At 71.4% G+C, this 15,906-nt stretch carries 13 protein-coding genes and 1 riboswitch; of the genes, 2 read left to right on the forward strand and 11 right to left on the reverse strand.

From position 1 onward, the window contains the following. Positions 1–88: 88 nt before the first annotated feature. The 8 genes from ACF09C_RS34015 to ACF09C_RS34050 all read right to left on the reverse strand — a co-directional run bounded on the left by ACF09C_RS34015 (position 89) and on the right by ACF09C_RS34050 (position 9,138). Entirely contained in the window at positions 89–1,474 is a 1,386-nt protein-coding gene (locus ACF09C_RS34015) for an NAD(P)/FAD-dependent oxidoreductase (protein ID WP_362417072.1), read from the reverse strand. 369 nt (positions 1,475–1,843) lie between these two features. Continuing rightward, positions 1,844–2,758: an exopolyphosphatase gene (locus ACF09C_RS34020; RefSeq protein WP_392097108.1), complete on the reverse strand. Its 915-nt coding sequence runs from the start codon at positions 2,756–2,758 to the stop codon at positions 1,844–1,846. Continuing rightward, complete coding sequence (locus tag ACF09C_RS34025; protein ID WP_392097110.1) at positions 2,755–3,294, reverse strand: DUF501 domain-containing protein; 540 nt, start codon at positions 3,292–3,294, stop codon at positions 2,755–2,757. Before ACF09C_RS34025 ends, ACF09C_RS34020 begins: the two co-directional genes overlap by 4 nt. A gap of 101 nt (positions 3,295–3,395) precedes the next feature. Then, positions 3,396–3,860, reverse strand: coding sequence for a septum formation initiator family protein (locus ACF09C_RS34030; RefSeq protein WP_392097111.1), 465 nt, complete (start codon positions 3,858–3,860; stop codon positions 3,396–3,398). Positions 3,861–3,963: 103 nt separating this feature from the next. Beyond that, positions 3,964–5,250 carry a phosphopyruvate hydratase gene (eno, locus tag ACF09C_RS34035; protein ID WP_392097113.1) on the reverse strand — a complete coding sequence of 429 codons (1,287 nt, stop codon included), beginning with the start codon at positions 5,248–5,250 and terminating at the stop codon, positions 3,964–3,966. Between the two features lie 349 nt (positions 5,251–5,599). After that, positions 5,600–6,286, reverse strand: a complete 687-nt coding sequence (locus tag ACF09C_RS34040) for a transglycosylase family protein (protein WP_392097115.1) — start codon at positions 6,284–6,286, stop codon at positions 5,600–5,602. A gap of 3 nt (positions 6,287–6,289) precedes the next feature. Beyond that, positions 6,290–6,465, reverse strand: a riboswitch (cyclic di-AMP (ydaO/yuaA leader). Positions 6,466–6,724: 259 nt separating this feature from the next. Further along, the gene (locus ACF09C_RS34045; RefSeq protein ID WP_392097117.1) at positions 6,725–7,735 is read right to left on the reverse strand and encodes a transglycosylase family protein; all 1,011 of its coding nucleotides are present in this window, start codon (positions 7,733–7,735) and stop codon (positions 6,725–6,727) included. A gap of 113 nt (positions 7,736–7,848) precedes the next feature. Next, the gene (locus tag ACF09C_RS34050; RefSeq protein ID WP_392097119.1) at positions 7,849–9,138 is read right to left on the reverse strand and encodes a cytochrome P450; all 1,290 of its coding nucleotides are present in this window, start codon (positions 9,136–9,138) and stop codon (positions 7,849–7,851) included. A 98-nt stretch (positions 9,139–9,236) separates the two neighbouring features. Here ACF09C_RS34050 and ACF09C_RS34055 point away from each other — a divergent pair, with 98 nt between their 5' ends. Beyond that, positions 9,237–10,439, forward strand: a complete 1,203-nt coding sequence (locus ACF09C_RS34055; protein ID WP_392097120.1) for a globin domain-containing protein — start codon at positions 9,237–9,239, stop codon at positions 10,437–10,439. A gap of 10 nt (positions 10,440–10,449) precedes the next feature. On the opposite strand, the gene ACF09C_RS34060 is transcribed toward ACF09C_RS34055, so the two are convergent. The 3 genes from ACF09C_RS34060 to ACF09C_RS34070 all read right to left on the reverse strand — a co-directional run bounded on the left by ACF09C_RS34060 (position 10,450) and on the right by ACF09C_RS34070 (position 13,203). Then, positions 10,450–11,439: a nucleoside triphosphate pyrophosphohydrolase gene (locus tag ACF09C_RS34060; protein WP_392097122.1), complete on the reverse strand. Its 990-nt coding sequence runs from the start codon at positions 11,437–11,439 to the stop codon at positions 10,450–10,452. 42 nt (positions 11,440–11,481) lie between these two features. Continuing rightward, entirely contained in the window at positions 11,482–12,126 is a 645-nt protein-coding gene (locus ACF09C_RS34065; protein ID WP_392097124.1) for a SurA N-terminal domain-containing protein, read from the reverse strand. Positions 12,127–12,207: 81 nt separating this feature from the next. After that, the gene (locus tag ACF09C_RS34070; RefSeq protein ID WP_392097347.1) at positions 12,208–13,203 is read right to left on the reverse strand and encodes a glycosyltransferase family 2 protein; all 996 of its coding nucleotides are present in this window, start codon (positions 13,201–13,203) and stop codon (positions 12,208–12,210) included. A gap of 125 nt (positions 13,204–13,328) precedes the next feature. Here ACF09C_RS34070 and ACF09C_RS34075 point away from each other — a divergent pair, with 125 nt between their 5' ends. After that, the gene (locus tag ACF09C_RS34075) at positions 13,329–15,752 is read left to right on the forward strand and encodes a YfhO family protein (RefSeq protein ID WP_392097125.1); all 2,424 of its coding nucleotides are present in this window, start codon (positions 13,329–13,331) and stop codon (positions 15,750–15,752) included. The last annotated feature ends 154 nt before the right edge of the window (positions 15,753–15,906 follow it).

The raw sequence follows: 15,906 nt of genomic DNA on the forward strand, positions 1-15,906 counted from the left end.
CGACCCGTCGGCGTCCGGACACGCCGAAGGGCCGTCCGCACCACGGATGGCGGACGGCCCTTGCGGGAACAGCGGTGAAGCGGTGGAGCTAGGAGGCCTTGGCCTTCTCCTGGCTCGCGGCGGCGGGAGCCGGGGCGGGCTTGGCCGCCTCGTAGAACTCCTCGCGCGGGGTCTCCATCGCACCGAGGGAGACGACCTCGCGCTTCAGGAACATCGCGAGGGTCCAGTCGGCGAAGACGCGGATCTTGCGGTTCCAGGTCGGCACGGCCATGCCGTGGTAGCCACGGTGCATGTACCAGGCGAGCCGGCCCTTGAGCTTGATCTTCATCTTGCCCATGACGATCATCGCGACGCCCTTGTGGAGGCCGAGACCCGCCACGGCACCCTTGTTGGCGTGCGAGTAGTCCTTCTGCGGGAAGCCCCGCATGCCGGACACCACGTTGTCGCCGAGGACCTTCGCCTGACGCAGCGCGTGCTGGGCGTTCGGCGGGCACCAGGCGCGCTCGGCCGGGACGCCGGCCTTGATCGCGGCGAGGTCCGGGACCTGGGCGTTGTCGCCGGCGGCCCAGATGTAGTCGGTGCCGGTGACCTGGAGGGTCGGCTGGGCGTCCACGTGGCCGCGCGGGCCGAGCGGGAGGCCGAAGCGGGCGAGCGCCGGGTTGGGCTTGACGCCCGCGGTCCACACGATCGTGTTGGAGTCGACCTCGAGGCCGTTCTTCAGCACGACGTGACCGTCGACGCAGGAGTCCATGGACGTCGAGAGGTAGATCTCGACTCCGCGGCTCTCCAGGTGCTCCTTGCCCCAGCGGCCCAGCTCCGGGCCGACCTCGGGGAGGATCTTGTCGGCGGCGTCGACCAGGATGAAGCGCATGTCCTCGCGCTTCACGTTGGTGTAGTACTTCGCCGCGTCCCGGGCCATGTCCTCGACCTCGCCGATGGTCTCCGCGCCGGCGAAGCCGCCGCCCACGAAGACGAAGGTCAGCGCCTTGCGGCGGACCTCCTCGTTGGTCGTGGAGTCGGCCTTGTCGAGCTGCTCCAGAACGTGGTTGCGGAGGCCGATGGCCTCCTCCACGCCCTTCATGCCGATGCCCTGCTCGGCGAGGCCGGGGATCGGGAAGGTGCGGGAGACCGCGCCCATCGCGACGACCAGGTAGTCGAACGGCAGGTCGTACGCCTCGCCGACGAGCGGCGCGATCGTGGCGACCTTGCGGTCCTGGTCGATGGTGGTCACGCGGCCGGTGAGCACCTCGGCTCCGCGCACGACGCGTCGCAGCGGGACGACGACGTGGCGGGGGGAGATGCTGCCTGCGGCGGCTTCGGGGAGGAAGGGCTGGTACGTCATGTACGAGCGCGGGTCGACGACCGTGACGGTCGCCTCTCCGTAACGCATCTTCTTGAGGATGCGTCGAGCTGCGTACAGGCCTACGTACCCACCGCCTACTACGAGGATCCTGGGACGCTCCGTGGTGCTCATGCATCCGAGTATCCACCCCTCCCAGGGGGGTCGCTCGTGCGCCCCTTCACAAGGTTGTGGACCACCTCTGCTACACTCCGCCGCCCACGTGACCCAGGTCATGGTCGTGCAAAGGAACCACAGTGCAGGGGTGAACGTTGTTCACCCCTACTGAACTGGCCCGGAGAGGCTCCGGTAACCCTGAACCATGGGGTGCGTTCACACGATGGAAACATCGAGCGAACAGGGCCGTCGGCCTACGAAAGAGCCCCGGCAGGGGTGTTGGAGGCCCAGATGGCCCTCCCCGACCCCCACCAGGGCCCTTTTCCTTGTGAAGAACTTCACGAACTTTCCCGACGCGGTGTCGCCGGTGGCCGCGCGGCGTGCCCGTTATGCCACCGAGAGTGCGATTCCGTCGAGGATGTCGTGCTCGCTGACGACGACCTCGCGGGCCCCGGTCCGCTCCATGATCTCCAGCAGGACGAGCGCCCCGGCGATGATCACGTCGACCCGCCCGGGGTGCATCACGGGGATCGCCGCGCGCTCGTCGTGGGTGGACGCGAGCAGCCGCTCGACGATCTCGGCGACCTTCTCGTACGGGACGCGGGAGTGGTGGATCTTCTCCGACTCGTACTCCGGCAGCCCGAGCGCGATGGCGGCCACCGTGGTGACCGAGCCCGCGAGCCCGACCAGGGTCCCGGCCTCGCGGATCGGCACGGTCTCCTCGGCGAGGTCCAGGGCGGCCCGGATGTCGGCGCGGATCGCGGCGACCTCGTCGGCGGCCGGCGGGTCGCTGCGCACATGGCGCTCGGTGAGCCGGACGCAGCCGATGTCGACGGAGCGGGCGGCCTCGACGTGGCTGTTGCCGACGACGAACTCGGTGGAGCCGCCGCCGATGTCGACGACGAGGTACTTCTCCGTGCCGTGCAGTTCGCCGGTGGCGCCGGTGAAGGAGAGCTCGGCCTCCTGGTCGCCCGTGATCACCTCGGGCTCGACGCCCAGGATGTCCAGGACGCCGCTCACGAACTCCGCGCGGTTCTCGGCGTCCCGGGAGGCCGAGGTGGCCACGAACCGCAGCTTCTCGGCGCCCAGTTCCTTGATGACGGCGGCGTACTCGCGGCAGGCGGCGAAGGTCCGCTCAAGGGCTTCGGGGGCGAGCCGGCCGGTCCGGTCGACGCCCTGGCCGAGGCGGACGACCTTCATCCGCCGGTCCAGCTCGACCAGCTCGCCGGTCTCGGGGTCGAGATCGGCGACGAGCAGCCGGATGGAGTTCGTACCGCAGTCGATGCCCGCGACCCGGGTCACGTCGCGTCCTCTTCCTTGTCGGCGCAGGGAGTGACGCAGGGGCCCTTGGCCCACCACTCCGGCAGCATCGCGAGCGCCTCGTCGCCGAACGGGTTCACGCCGGGGCCCGCCACCAGCGAGTGGCCGACGAGGACGTGCAGGCACTTGACCCGGTCCGGCATGCCGCCGGCGCTCGGGAAGCCCTCCAGGACCTCGATGGCGTCACGGCGGGCGATGTAGTCCTCGTGCGCGGCCCGGTAGGCGGCGGCCAGCTCCGGGTCGGTGGCGAGCCGGGCCTGCATCTCCTTCATGACCCCGTTGGCCTCCAGGGTGCCGATCGCGGAGGCGGCCCGGGGGCAGGTCAGGTAGTACGTGGTGGGGAACGGGGTGCCGTCCGGGAGCCGCGGCGCGGTCTCGACGACGTCCGGGTTGCCGCAGGGGCAGCGGTGCGCGATGGCGCGCAGCCCCCGGGGCGGGCGACCGAGCTGGGCCTCGAACGCGGCGACGTCCGCCTCGGTCGGCTCGGTGCGGGCGGTCTGCGGAGGGGGCGTTTCCATGCTGCGTCTTGTCTTCTCGTCGTCGGGTGCGGTTGCGTCGGGCGGTGCGTCGGGGCGAGTGCGGTCGGGCGGTCAGTGGTCCATCATCGCGCGTCGCCGGGTCAGCGGCCCGCGTCGGCGCGGTCGACGCCGTCCCAGAGGTCGGAGTACCAAGGCCGGTCGGCCTCGCCCTGCTCGGCGCGGCGGTCGCGCTCGGCCTCGGGGTCGTTCACGGTGAAGCCGGTCTCGCCGGGCATCACGTAGTGCAGGTGCTCACGGGCGAGCCTGCGCACGTACGCGGGGTCCTGGAGCCGGGCCTTCTCGTCCCGCAGCTCCTCCACGCGCGCGGCGGCCTCGGCGGCCCGGCGCTCCTGCTCGGCGATCTCGCCGCGCTGGGAGACGTACTGCCGCATCGGGTACGCGAGGGCGACGACGAGCGAGCAGACGACCAGGGCGAGGAAGGCCGCGCGGCCGGTGAGCCGGGAGCGGCGGGCCTGGCGGCGGGTCTGGGAGCGGTACACGCGGGCTGCGGTCTGCTCGCCGAGCAGCCGGATCCTGGTCGCGGTCGAGAACCGGTCCCGGGCCATGTACGCGCCTCCCCTTCAGAACGGACGTCCCCGCACACGGTACGGGACCGGGTGCGGGGACGTACGTAACCGAGGGTGACTCGGGGTGCTCAGGGGCTACGGATCAGCCCTTGAAGCGCGGGAACGCGCTGCGGCCGGCGTAGACCGCCGCGTCGTCGAGGATCTCCTCGATGCGCAGGAGCTGGTTGTACTTGGCGACGCGCTCGGAGCGGGCCGGGGCGCCGGTCTTGATCTGACCGCAGTTGGTGGCGACGGCGAGGTCGGCGATGGTGACGTCCTCGGTCTCGCCGGAGCGGTGCGACATCATGCACTTGAAGCCGTTGCGCTGGGCCAGCTCGACGGCGTCGAGGGTCTCGGTCAGCGAACCGATCTGGTTGACCTTGACGAGCAGCGCGTTGGCGGCGCCGTCCTCGATGCCGCGGGCCAGGCGCTCCGGGTTGGTGACGAACAGGTCGTCGCCGACGATCTGGACCTTGGTGCCCAGCTTGTCCGTGAGGACCTTCCAGCCGGCCCAGTCGTCCTCGAACAGCGGGTCCTCGATGGAGACGAGCGGGTACGCGGAGACGAGCTCCTCGTAGTACTCGGTCATCTCGGCGGCCGAGCGGGACTTGCCCTCGAACGCGTACGAGCCGTCCTTGTAGAACTCGGACGCGGCGACGTCGAGCGCCAGCGCGATGTCCTTGCCCGGGACGTAGCCGGCCTGCTTGATGGCCTCCAGGATGAGGTCGAGCGCCTCGCGGTTGGAGTCCAGGTTCGGGGCGAAGCCGCCCTCGTCGCCGAGGCCGGTGGACAGGCCCTTGGTCTTCAGGACGGACTTGAGGGTGTGGTAGACCTCGGTGCCCCAGCGCAGGGCCTCGGAGAAGGACTCCGCGCCGATCGGCGCGATCATGAACTCCTGGATGTCCACGTTGGAGTCGGCGTGCGAGCCGCCGTTCAGGATGTTCATCATCGGAACGGGCAGCAGGTGCGCGTTCGGGCCGCCGAGGTAGCGGAAGAGCGGGAGGTCCGAGGCCTCGGACGCGGCGTGCGCGACGGCGAGGGAGACGCCGAGGATGGCGTTGGCGCCGAGGGAGGCCTTGTTGTCGGTGGCGTCCAGGTCGAACATGGCCTGGTCGATCAGGCGCTGCTCGGTGGCGTCGTAGCCGACGAGCTCCGGGCCGATCTGCTCGATCACGGCGAGGACGGCCTTCTCGACGCCCTTGCCCTGGTAGCGGTTCTTGTCTCCGTCACGGAGCTCAATGGCCTCGAACGCACCGGTGGAGGCACCGGACGGAACGGCAGCACGGCCGGTGCTGCCGTCGTCGAGGCCGACCTCGACCTCGACCGTGGGGTTGCCTCGGGAGTCCAGGATTTCCCGGGCTACGACGACGTCGATGGACGGCACGAGCATCTCCTTCTGGGATGTGACGCTAGATGTGACGCTTGCGGTGCAGGGTCGCTTTGGCCTTGCGACAAGAGCCTAACCGGCTCCAGGGCTCCAGCCAGCCGGGCGCCCGCCCCCTGGGACGAAAAAGGACCCAAGGGCATGCATCTCGGGCCAAAGGGCCCCGAATCTACTCGGCGGTAACCGGGCGGGGTCCGTACCAGGGGCCGCACCGAGGACCGTCCGCGACCCGGCCCCGGACAGCGCGGAACCCCGGCCCGCAGCGCACGGGGGAAGGACGCTGCGGACCGGGGTGGTCACCGCGGGAGGGTCGTGGGGCGCGCGCGAGCCGCCGGACTCACGCGAGCCGCCGGGCTCACTTCAGGTGGAGCTGCTGGCCCGGGTAGATCAGGTCGGCGTCCTCGACGACGTCCTTGTTGAGCTCGAAGAGCTTGGCCCAGCCGCCCTTGACGTCGTGGGCGGCGGCGATCGTGCTCAGGGTGTCACCGGCGACGACCTTGTACTCGCCGTCACCCTTCTTGACCTTCTTGCCGGTCGGGGTGGTGACGGTCTTCTTGGACTCGGCCTTCTTGGCCGGGGCCTTCGGGGCGGTCCGCTGCTCGCTGCGGGTCGTCGGCTGCTCGGCCTGACGCTCCGGCTGCGGCGCGCTCTCCGCGACGACACCGGGGGTGGCGGACGAGAGGCCGACACCACAGCTCGGCCAGGCACCCTTGCCCTGGCCGGCGAGGACCTTCTCGGCGATGGCGATCTGCTGCGACTTCGAGGCCTGGTCGGCGCTCGCGGCGTACGCGGTGCCACCGAAGGCGGCCCACGTGGAGTTGGAGAACTGCAGGCCGCCGTAGTAGCCGTTGCCGGTGTTGATGGACCAGTTGCCGCCGGACTCGCACTGGGCGACCTTGTCCCACTCGGAGACGGTGGCGGCCGAGGCGGTGCCGGCGCCCATCAGGGGGGCGGCGACGGCGACACCGGCGACACCGGCGAGGGCGACGGCGCGGGTGGCCTTGGAGGGACGACGGTGTTTGCCCTTGGCGGAAAACAGCATGGGACTTCTCCTCACCGACGCCTGCGAGGTGAGCTGTCGGGTTCGGGCCATGTGAGTTGCCCGGCCGCGCGACCTTGCGCGCGGCTTCACCCCAAGCCGGTCCTTCGGCCGTCTGTCTCAACGGCCGGGGACGGCACTTACCTTGGGTCCCCCGCTCCTGCCTACGGCGCTTGACGCGACGACTGTTCCCATCGGCCGACGGCAGGATTCGGCGTTTCGGTCGACGGGGCCCGCGGTGGCGAGCGGTCACGACCGTAGACACAGACCCGGGGGAAGTTCAAAGACGTCCATGGGGGACAAATCCCCCCTACTTGCCTCGGGACAAAGGGCGTTTACGCAGGTGAGAGGTGACGGAAGGGGAGTTCGTGGACGAGACACGCCAGTTGAGACGAAGAGACCCATGTCTCACTTGCACAGAACCGGACATTCAGCCCCGAACTACCCCTGCGGCGCGTCCGCCCCGGCAGCCTTGTCCGCGGCCTTGTCCGCAGCCTTGTCCGGCGTCAGATCGAGGCTCTGGCCAGGGATGATGAGGTCCGGGTCGGCGCCCACGACCGTGCGGTTGGCGTCGTACAGGGCGCCCCAGCCGCCGGGGAGTTCGTTCCGCTGGGCGATCTCGGTGAGGTTGTCGCCGGGCTTGACGGTGTATTCGCCGATAGCGTCGGTGATGTCCTCTGCAGGCGTGTTGTCCGTACTGTCCAGTTTCGCACCGCTCTCGACGGAACCGTCCGTCGTCTGCGTGTCAGAAGGCAGGGCGTGGCGGCCCTTTTCGCGATCCTTGTCCGTATTGCCCGTCTCTTCCGGTGCCGCGTCGCCCCGGTGCTTGCCGTTGCCCGGCGCGGACGGGGTACCGGAGGTCTCGGGCGCCGTGGGGGACGTCTCGGGCGTGGCGGAGGTCTCGGGAGTGGCCGTGGACGGCGTGGAGGCCTCGGAGGAGGGGGTGGAGGACTTGTCCGAGGGGGCCGCGGACTGCGCGGAGTCCGACGGGAGGCCGGAGGTGCGGTTGGACTCGGGGAGCGGGCCCGTGGGCTCGGACGGCTTGACGCCCGGTCCGGGGTCGACGTCCGGCTTGGCGCCGTCGTTGGTCAGGCCGGCGATCGGCGCACAGGTGGCCCACTGGGTGTCGCCCGCGGCAAGGGCCTTTTCGGCCACCGCGATCTGCTGGGCGCGGCTGGCGAGGTCGGCGCTCGTCGCGTATGCGAGACCGCCGTGGCGCTCCCAGCTCTCCTGGGAGAACTGGAGTCCGCCGTAGAGCCCGTTGCCGAAGTGCGCGCTCCACTGACCACCCGAGGAGCACTCGGCGACCCGGTCCCAGGTCGCCGCGTCCGCGGCGGAGGCGGAGCCCGCCGCCAGGAGGGGCAGCGCGAGGGCCGATCCCGTCACGCCTGCGGCGACGACGATGGCGGGGGCCTGGCGGGGTCTGCGGTGTCGACCGTTCCCGGAGCGCATGCGGGCTGCCTTCCGTGTGACTGCTGAGGTGACGGTGAACGTAGCGGCATTCGAACGTCAGTCACAAGTCGATGCAGCGGAGATCACGTAAAAGTCACAGTCTTGACGGAGCGTCACTTCACAACTGGGGCAAACTCCACCGGAAGGGTGCGCAAGCCGCGCATGATGAGTCCTCCGCGCCACCGCAGTTCGTCCGGATCGGCGCCAAGTCGCAGGTCCGGAAGGCGAGTCAACAACGTCGCGAGGGCGATCTGTCCTTCGAGCCGGGCGAGCGGCGCGCCGATGCAGTAGTGGATGCCGTGCCCGTAGCCGAGGTGCTGGTTGTCGCGCCGGGCCAGATCCAGCGTGTCGGGCGCGTCGAAGCGCGCCGGGTCGCGGTCGGCGGCCGCGAGGACGACCAGGACCGGGTCGCCCGCCGGGATCTCCTGGCCGCCGATCGTCAGCGGCTCCATGGCGTACCGCCAGGTCGCCAGCTCCACCGGCCCGTCGTAGCGCAGCAACTCCTCGACACCGGTCTCCAGGAGCCCCCGCTCGCCCGCGGCGAGCGAGGCCTGCAGGCGCTCGCGCTGACCGGGGTGACCAAGTAGGGCATAGACGCCGTTACCGACCAAATTTACGGTCGTCTCGAAGCCGGCGAACAGAAGGATGAAGGCCATGGCGGCGGCCTCGTTCTCGGTGAGGTGCTCGCCGTGGTCGGAGGCCTTGATGAGCCCCGAGATCAGGTCGTCGCCGGGATCGAGCCGCTTGCGGTGGATCAGCTCCGCGAGATAGCCGCGCATCTTCTTGACCGACCGCGCCACCCCGCCGCGCGGCCCTCCGCCGTGCCGGATCATCATCCCGGCCCAGTCCCGGAAGTCGTCCTGGTCCTCCTCGGGCACCCCGAGCAGGTCGCAGATGGCGTAGATGGGCAGGGGGAAAGCGAATTCATGGATGAGGTCGGCCGAGCCCCTGGCCGCGAAGCCGCCGATCAGCCGGTCCGTCAGCTCCTGCACCCGGGGCGCGAACTCGGCGACCCGGCGCGGGGTGAACGCCTTGGAGACCAGGCGCCGCAGCCGGGTGTGGTCGGGCGGGTCGATGTTGAGCAGGTGCGTCATCAGCTCGGCCTTGCGCTCCCCCGGGATCCCCGTCTTCCCCTTGGCGTGCGCCGGCTCGTCGTGGTGTGCCGGGTTCTTCGAGAGCCGCTGGTCGGCAAGCGCTTGCCGGGCGTCCGCGTACCGCGTCACCAGCCAGGCCTCGACCCCGCTGGGCAGCTTGGCCCGGTGCACGGGCGCGTGCTCGCGCAGCCAGGCGTAGGCGGGGTACGGGTCGGTCGCGAATTCCCAGGTGAAGAGCTCGGGGGCGGGGTGCCCGGCGGGCTTGTCGGCGGGGTGCTCGGCGGTGCTGTCGGCGGGGGGCGTGCTCACCCTGCGACGTTACAAGGTCGGCGGCACGCCGGCCCTCCGGGCGACCGGTCCACGAGATGTGATCGTCCTGTGAAGGGCCGTGGCCTAGATTCTCCCGCGTGGATGCCGAGTTGCTCAGAAGCACGTTCGCCGTCGTCGAGAGACGGGCCGAGCATGCCGTCGCCTTCTTCTACTCCCATCTGTTCTGGCACAACCCGGGCGTCCGCGAACTCTTCCCCGAGGACCTGCGGGCCCAGCGCGACCGGCTCTTCGCCGCGCTCACCCATGTCGTGACCCGTCTGGAGGACCCCGGGCTCGCGGACTACCTCGCCCATCTGGGCCGCGACCACCGCAAGTTCCTGGCCTCCCCCGCGCTCTACGCCGCCGTCGGATCCAGCCTGACCGCCGCGTTCGCGCACGCCGCCGGAACCGCCTGGAGCATCGAGGCGGAGAAGGCCTGGGGCGAGGCGTACGGGCAGGTGGCCGAGCAGATGATGCGGGGCGCCGAGCAGGCCGAGGCGGAGGGCGAGCCGGCCTGGTGGGACGCCGTCGTCGTCCGGCACGAGCGGCTCGACGAGGACCTGGCGGTGCTCACGGTGAAGCCGCGCAGGCCCTTCGCGTACCGGCCGGGGCAGTACGTCGGGGTCAGCTCGCTGCGGGTGCCCCGGGTGTGGCGGACCTACTCCATGGCGAACGCGGCGCGGCCGGACGGGACGGTGGACCTGCATGTGAGCCGGATCCCGGGCGGGGCGATGAGCACGGCGCTCGTCGAGGCGGTAGGGGTGGGCGAGCCGCTCCGGCTGAGCGCGCCCGGCGGCGCGCTGACCGCGCGGACCGCGCCGGACGTCCCGCGCACGTACATCGCCGCCGGGACGGGCTGGGCGCCGGTCAAGGCGCTCCTGGAGGAGGTCGCGGCCGGCCCCGAGGGGGTCGGGGCGCGGCTCTTCCTGGTCGCCCGGGCGAAGGAGTACCTGTACGGGAAGGAGGACGCCGAGCGGCTGCGGGAGCGGATACCCGGCCTGAACGTCACGTACATCGCCTCGGCACCGGAACGTCCTCGGGAGCAGGCGACGGAGCGGCTGCTGCGGGCGCTGTACGCGTGCGGCAACTGGCGGGCGCACGACGTGTATATGGCGGGCCCGCCAGAGTTATTGGCGGAGACCCTGCCCGCCCTTGACGACCTGGGCGTCCCCCGGGTCCACCACGACCGCCTCCCGGCGCCGGCGGCGGACGCCCGCCCCCTGGGCACGGCGGAATGGTTCCTGGCCCGCCCGGAACCCCACTGGCACAACCCGGCGGCCCGTTCCCCCCACACGCCGTGAGCGGCGGAACCTACTGGTCCTCCGCCGCGAGGATCGCGTCGCGGTAGGCGCGGGCCGCCGCACGGAGGGCGGCTTCCGGGTCGACGCCCTCCGCCTCCGCCTCGGCCGCCAGGGTCAGGAGTTCGTAGCCGATGCCCTCGCCCTGGGGGAGGGGAACGTCCAGGCCGGCCGTGCGGACCCGGCCCGCGAGCTTCGCGGCGAGGGCGAGGCCCGGCTGGCCGAGGGGGACGCCGTCGGTGACCGAGTCGCGCTGCTTCTCGACGGCCTTCGTCCGCAGCCAGTGCTCCTTGACCTCCTCCGGCGTCTCGGCCTTCGCGTCGCCGAAGACGTGCGGATGGCGGTGGATCAGCTTCTCGACGATCGTGCCCGCGACGTCGTCCACGGAGAACGGCGCCTCCTCGTCCTCCTCCGCGATCCGCGCGTGGAAGACGACCTGGAGGAGCACGTCGCCGAGTTCCTCGCGCAGCTCGTCCCGGTCGCCGTCCTCGATCGCCTCGACGAGTTCGTACGACTCCTCGATGCCGTACTTGGCGAGCCCCTTGTGCGTCTGGCGCGAGGACCAGGGGCACTCGCGCCTGATCCGGTCCATGACCTGCACCAGGTCCAGGAGGCGGGCGCCCGGCAGGTCGTAGGAGCCGGGCAGCAGCTCCAGGTCGGGCATGGTGACGCGGCCCGACCCCGCGAGGCGGGCGAGCCCGTCGGTCAGTGCCCGGTCGCCCTCGCCGCCGGGCAGGACCAGCACGGTCCGGCCCCCGGCGCACGCGTCGACAAGCTCCCGCGCGTCCGGGCGGGCGTGCTCGACGGCGACACCGGCCTCGCGGAGGTACGGAAGCTGCGGGTGGTGCTCGTCGGCGCACAGCACCCGGTCGGCGCCGTGCAGCGCCTGCCAGGCGGGCCAGGACAGCAGTCCGGGGGCCACACGGTGGCTGGCGGTGAGCAGGACGACGCGACCGGGGTCGGCCGGCTGCTCCAAGGGCTCTGCGGGTGATTCGGCGTTCACCCTTCCGACCTTACGTGGCGCCGGAAAGGCCCGGGACACCCGCTACGCGCCCGCCTCCGCGGCCGCCGGGTCCTGGCTGATCTGCCGCAGCCAGGGCGCGGTGAAGGCGCCCAGCTGGATCTTCGTGTCGTCCCACGCGCCGAAGCGCGGGTTCACGTCGATGTCGAGCTCCTCGGACGCGGCCGTGAAGATCCCGAGGAGCTTCTTCTGCCCCTCCGGCGTGTTCGCGATGCCCAGCTTCTCGGCGATCTTGTTCATCAGGACCGTGCGGCGCACGACCCCGTCGATCTGGTCCGGGGCGACGCCCTGCTGCTGGAGCAGCGTCGCGGCGAGCTGCTCCTTGCCGCCGCTCTGCTTCGCGAACTCGGCGCGCGTCTGCTGGATCTCGCCGCGGCTCGCCGTGATCCCGTTGTCCTCGGCGACCTTGTCGACCACCCGGTCGAAGATCATCACGTTGAGCTTCTCGCGGCTGAGGTCGCCGGTGGCCTGGATGAGCTGCGCGGCCTGCGGGGACGCCTCCTGTGCGGTCCGCACGTCCCGCACCTGCGCCTGGAGGCTGGACACCTCGATCCGCTCGCCCCCGACGACGGCCGCCGCCCCGGGGTGGGGCTCACCGCCGCACGCGGCGAGCAGCGGGGCCGCGGCGAGGAGCGCGGCGGAGACGGAGAGCGCGGTGCGGCGGTGCAATGGAGCCTCCCGGCGTGGGTCGTGCGTCAGTAGAACGACCTTGCGGTGATCGATGGTAGGCAGTCGCCGTGGCCGGGGCCACTACTTCGACGTGACTGTCTCGATCAACGACTCACGCGTTCGGGTGGTGGCGGTGCTCGCGGACCTCGGGCGTGGAACGTCCGCGTTCGTCGCCTTCACCAGGAAGTGGGGCCGCCGTTTCACCTCGTAGTAGATACGTCCGACGTACTCGCCCACGAGCCCCAGCATCACCATCTGGACGCCGGCGAGCGCGGTGACGATCACGAGGAGGGTGACGTAGCCGGGCGTGTCGACGCCGTTGACCAACGCGTCACCGACGATCCAGGCCGCGTACGCGAGCGCCACGGAGACCAGGACCATGCCCAGGTAGACGGCGGCCCGCAGCGGCTTGTTGTTGAAGGAGAGGAGACCGTCGAGCCCGTAGTTGAGCAGCTTTCCGAAGGTCCATTTCGAGCGGCCCTCCTCACGCACCGCATTCTCGTACTCGAATGTGGTGGTGCGGAATCCGACCCAGGCGAAAAGGCCCTTGGAGAAGCGGTTGTACTCGGTGAGTTCGAGGATCGCGTCGACGGTACGGCGGGAGAGCAGCCGGAAATCGCCGACGCCGTCCACCAGCTCCACGTCGACCAGCCGGTTGATCGCCCAGTAGTAGGCGCGGGCGGTCAGCGTACGGGTCACCCGGTCGCCCTTGCGGGTGCGCTTGGCGATGACCTGGTCGTACCCCTCGGAGTGCAGCGCCAGCATGCGGTGCACGAGCTCCGGCGGGTGCTGGAGGTCGGCGTCCATGATGACGACGGCGTCGCCCTCGGCGTGCTGGAGGCCGGCCAGCATGGCGGCCTCCTTGCCGAAGTTGCGACTGAAGGAGACATAGCGGGCGCGCGGGTCGGATTCGGCGATCTCCTCCAGCAGGGGGAGGGTCCGGTCGCGACTTCCGTCGTCGACGTAGACCAGCTCGAATTCCCCGTCGAAGCGGGAGAGTTCCGAGGTCACATGGTCGTGGAAGCGACCGATGATCTCCTCTTCGTTGAAACACGGGACCACGATCGAGAGCAGCACGAAGGACACGACAACCGACGTGGATGACCCTTGCCGATTCGAAACATGACGAGGAGTCGACCATTGCGTGAACGAGGCCCGCTAGATCACTTTTTCGCCTTCCGTACTGGCATATTCGCACCATCATGCCTGCTCAGACGACATCGGCTGTCAAAAGTCGCGGCACGGGACCCGCCGCCTCGCTCGCCGCCCTCCTCACCGCGCTCGCGGTCTGCGTCGGGGACGCGGTCGCCCGCACCTTCCCCTTCGGTCCCGAGCGCCGGGGCGTCAACGACCTGGCCAACCAGTTCGTCCCGTACCACGCCCATCTCTGGGACCTGCTGCACGGACGGGCGGACGGCGGGCTGCTGCTCAACTGGCAGTCCGGCTGGGGCTCGAGCTTCCTGCCCGACCTCGGGACCTACCTGGGCAGCCCGTTCGCGCTGCTCGTCGCCCTCTTCCCGCGCGACGACATCGAGTACGCGGTCTACGCCGTCACGCTCCTGAAGATGGCCGCGGCCGGGGCCGCCATGACCCTGGCGCTGCTGCGGACGCGGCCCGGCGCGTGGTGGGCGGCGGCGGTGCTCGGCGCCTCGTACGCGCTGTGCGGCTGGTCGGTCATCGAGGCCACCTACAACCCGATGTGGCTCGACGGACTGATCGCCTTCCCGCTGCTGTGCCTGGTCGGCGAGTGGGTACGGCAGGGCCGCAGGCCGCTGCTCGGGCCACTGGTCGTCGCGCTGTGCTGGGTCGGCAACTTCTACACCGCCTACATGGCGACGATCGGCGCCGCGCTCGTCCTCCTGGTCCGGCTCGCGGTCGTCCACGAGCTGCGGGTCCGGGTGGTCGTGCGGGCGGTCGCGACCGTGCTGCTCGGCATCGGGCTCGCCGCGCCGGTCCTCGTCCCGGTGTTCCTCGGCTCCACGCGCGCGTACCCGGGCTGGACCAACCAGTTCCAGCCCGCCGCCTGGACGGACTTCTTCGCCCGGCTGCTCCCCGCCACGTACAGCTTCACCACCCCCGCCGCGTTCGTCGGCACCGGAACCCTGCTGCTCGCCGGCGCCCTCCTCTTCCACCGGAAGGTGCCCCGGCGGGAGCGGCTGCTGTGGGCCGGTTTCACGGTCGCGGTCGCCGTGTCGATGCAGTGGGGACCCACGCACCTGGTGTGGCACGTCTTCGCCACGCCCAACGGCAGCCCGTACCGGCAGACCTTCGTCCTCTCCGGAGTGCTTGTCATCGCCGCGTGGACCGTCCTCTCCCACGGCTGGCCCGGGCGGCGCGCGCTGCTCGGCGGTGTCGGCGTGGTCGCGGTGGCCGGCCTGGGCGCGATCACCAGCGACCTGGTCACCGGCTGGTCGTACCCGCTGTTCGCGCTCGGTGTCGCGGGCGCCTGCGGCGGGCTGTGGCTGGCCCGGCGCGGGAAGCTGCCGGTGGTTGCGGCCGCGCTGCTCGCGGGCGTGCTCGTCGCGCAGGCGGCGGCGACGACGGCGTACGCGGACCGGGAGCGGCTCGGCAGGCTCGACGACTACCCGGCGTGGGGCGCGGAGCAGGACCGGCGGACGGCGGCGCTCGACAAGGCCGACGGCTGGCCCGCGTACCGCACCGACTCGGGCCGCGAGCAGATCACCGGCAACGAGCCGATGCTCTTCGGTGGCCAGGGCGCCGCGTACTACAGCAGCCACACGCCGTCGGTGCTCACGACCACGCTCGCCTCGCTCGGCGGCGGCTGGACCTCGCGCGGACGCAACCTGCAGAGTCTGGACAACCCGGTGACGGACGCGCTGTTCGGCGTCGGCGCGCGCTGGCGCGGCGACCGGGTGGTGCGGACGGAGGCGGACGCGCTGCTGCCGTTGGTGACGGTCCGCCCGGAGGGCGCGCCGGCGCCCCGGTACGGGGCCTCGCCGTTCCGCAACCAGGAACTGCTGCTCGGCGCGTCGGTGTACACGCTCCCGGCGAAGGGGGCGGCCTGCCCGGTCGGCACCGAGGTCTTCCTGTGGGCGCCGGACTTCCGGGGGAAGGCCCGGCTCGGCGAGGACGGCAAGGTCGTGAAGATGACCGGCGAGCTGCCGAAGCGGCGGGCCGCGCTGACCTCCCTCGGTGAGCAGAAGGCGGCGGGCGCGCTCGTCTCCCTGAAGGGCCAGCGCGGCAAGAAGCACGAGATCGGCTGCCTGGACCGGTCCCGTCTGACGGCGGCCGTCACCGACCTGAAGGCCTCGGCCCCGGTCGCGGTCGAGGTCACCGACAGCGGCATCCGCGCGCGGCTGCTGCCGGGCACGCGGGGCACGGTCGTGATCGCCGCCCCGAGGATCGCCGGCTGGAGCTGCGAGGGCCGCCCGGCGGAGGCGTACGGCGGCCTGGTGGCGGTACGGGTGGACGGCGCGCGCACCTCGGTGGGCTGCGACTTCCGCACGCCCGGGCTGCGCGCCGGGCTCGCCGTGGGCGCGGTCGCGTTCGTGCTGCTGTGGGGGTGGCTGCTGTGGCTGGGCCGGCGCGGACGGCGCGACGGCGCGTCCCCGGAGCCGCTCGCGGAGACCGGCATCCGTCAGGACGCGCTCGTACGGACGCCGTGACACAGGAGCGGGTTCGCCACGGGGCCGCTCTCGCGGAGCCCGTGGCGAACCGCCGCCTAGGGCCTGTCCGGCGGATCAGGGCCGGATAGGACGCGGCGTCTGGTGCGGTGCATCGCAAGGCGCCGGAGCGTCTCGATAGCGGGAGCTATCGGGG

This window comes from Streptomyces sp. NPDC014870, assembly GCF_043081505.1.
Taxonomy (GTDB): Bacteria; Actinomycetota; Actinomycetes; order Streptomycetales; family Streptomycetaceae; genus Streptomyces.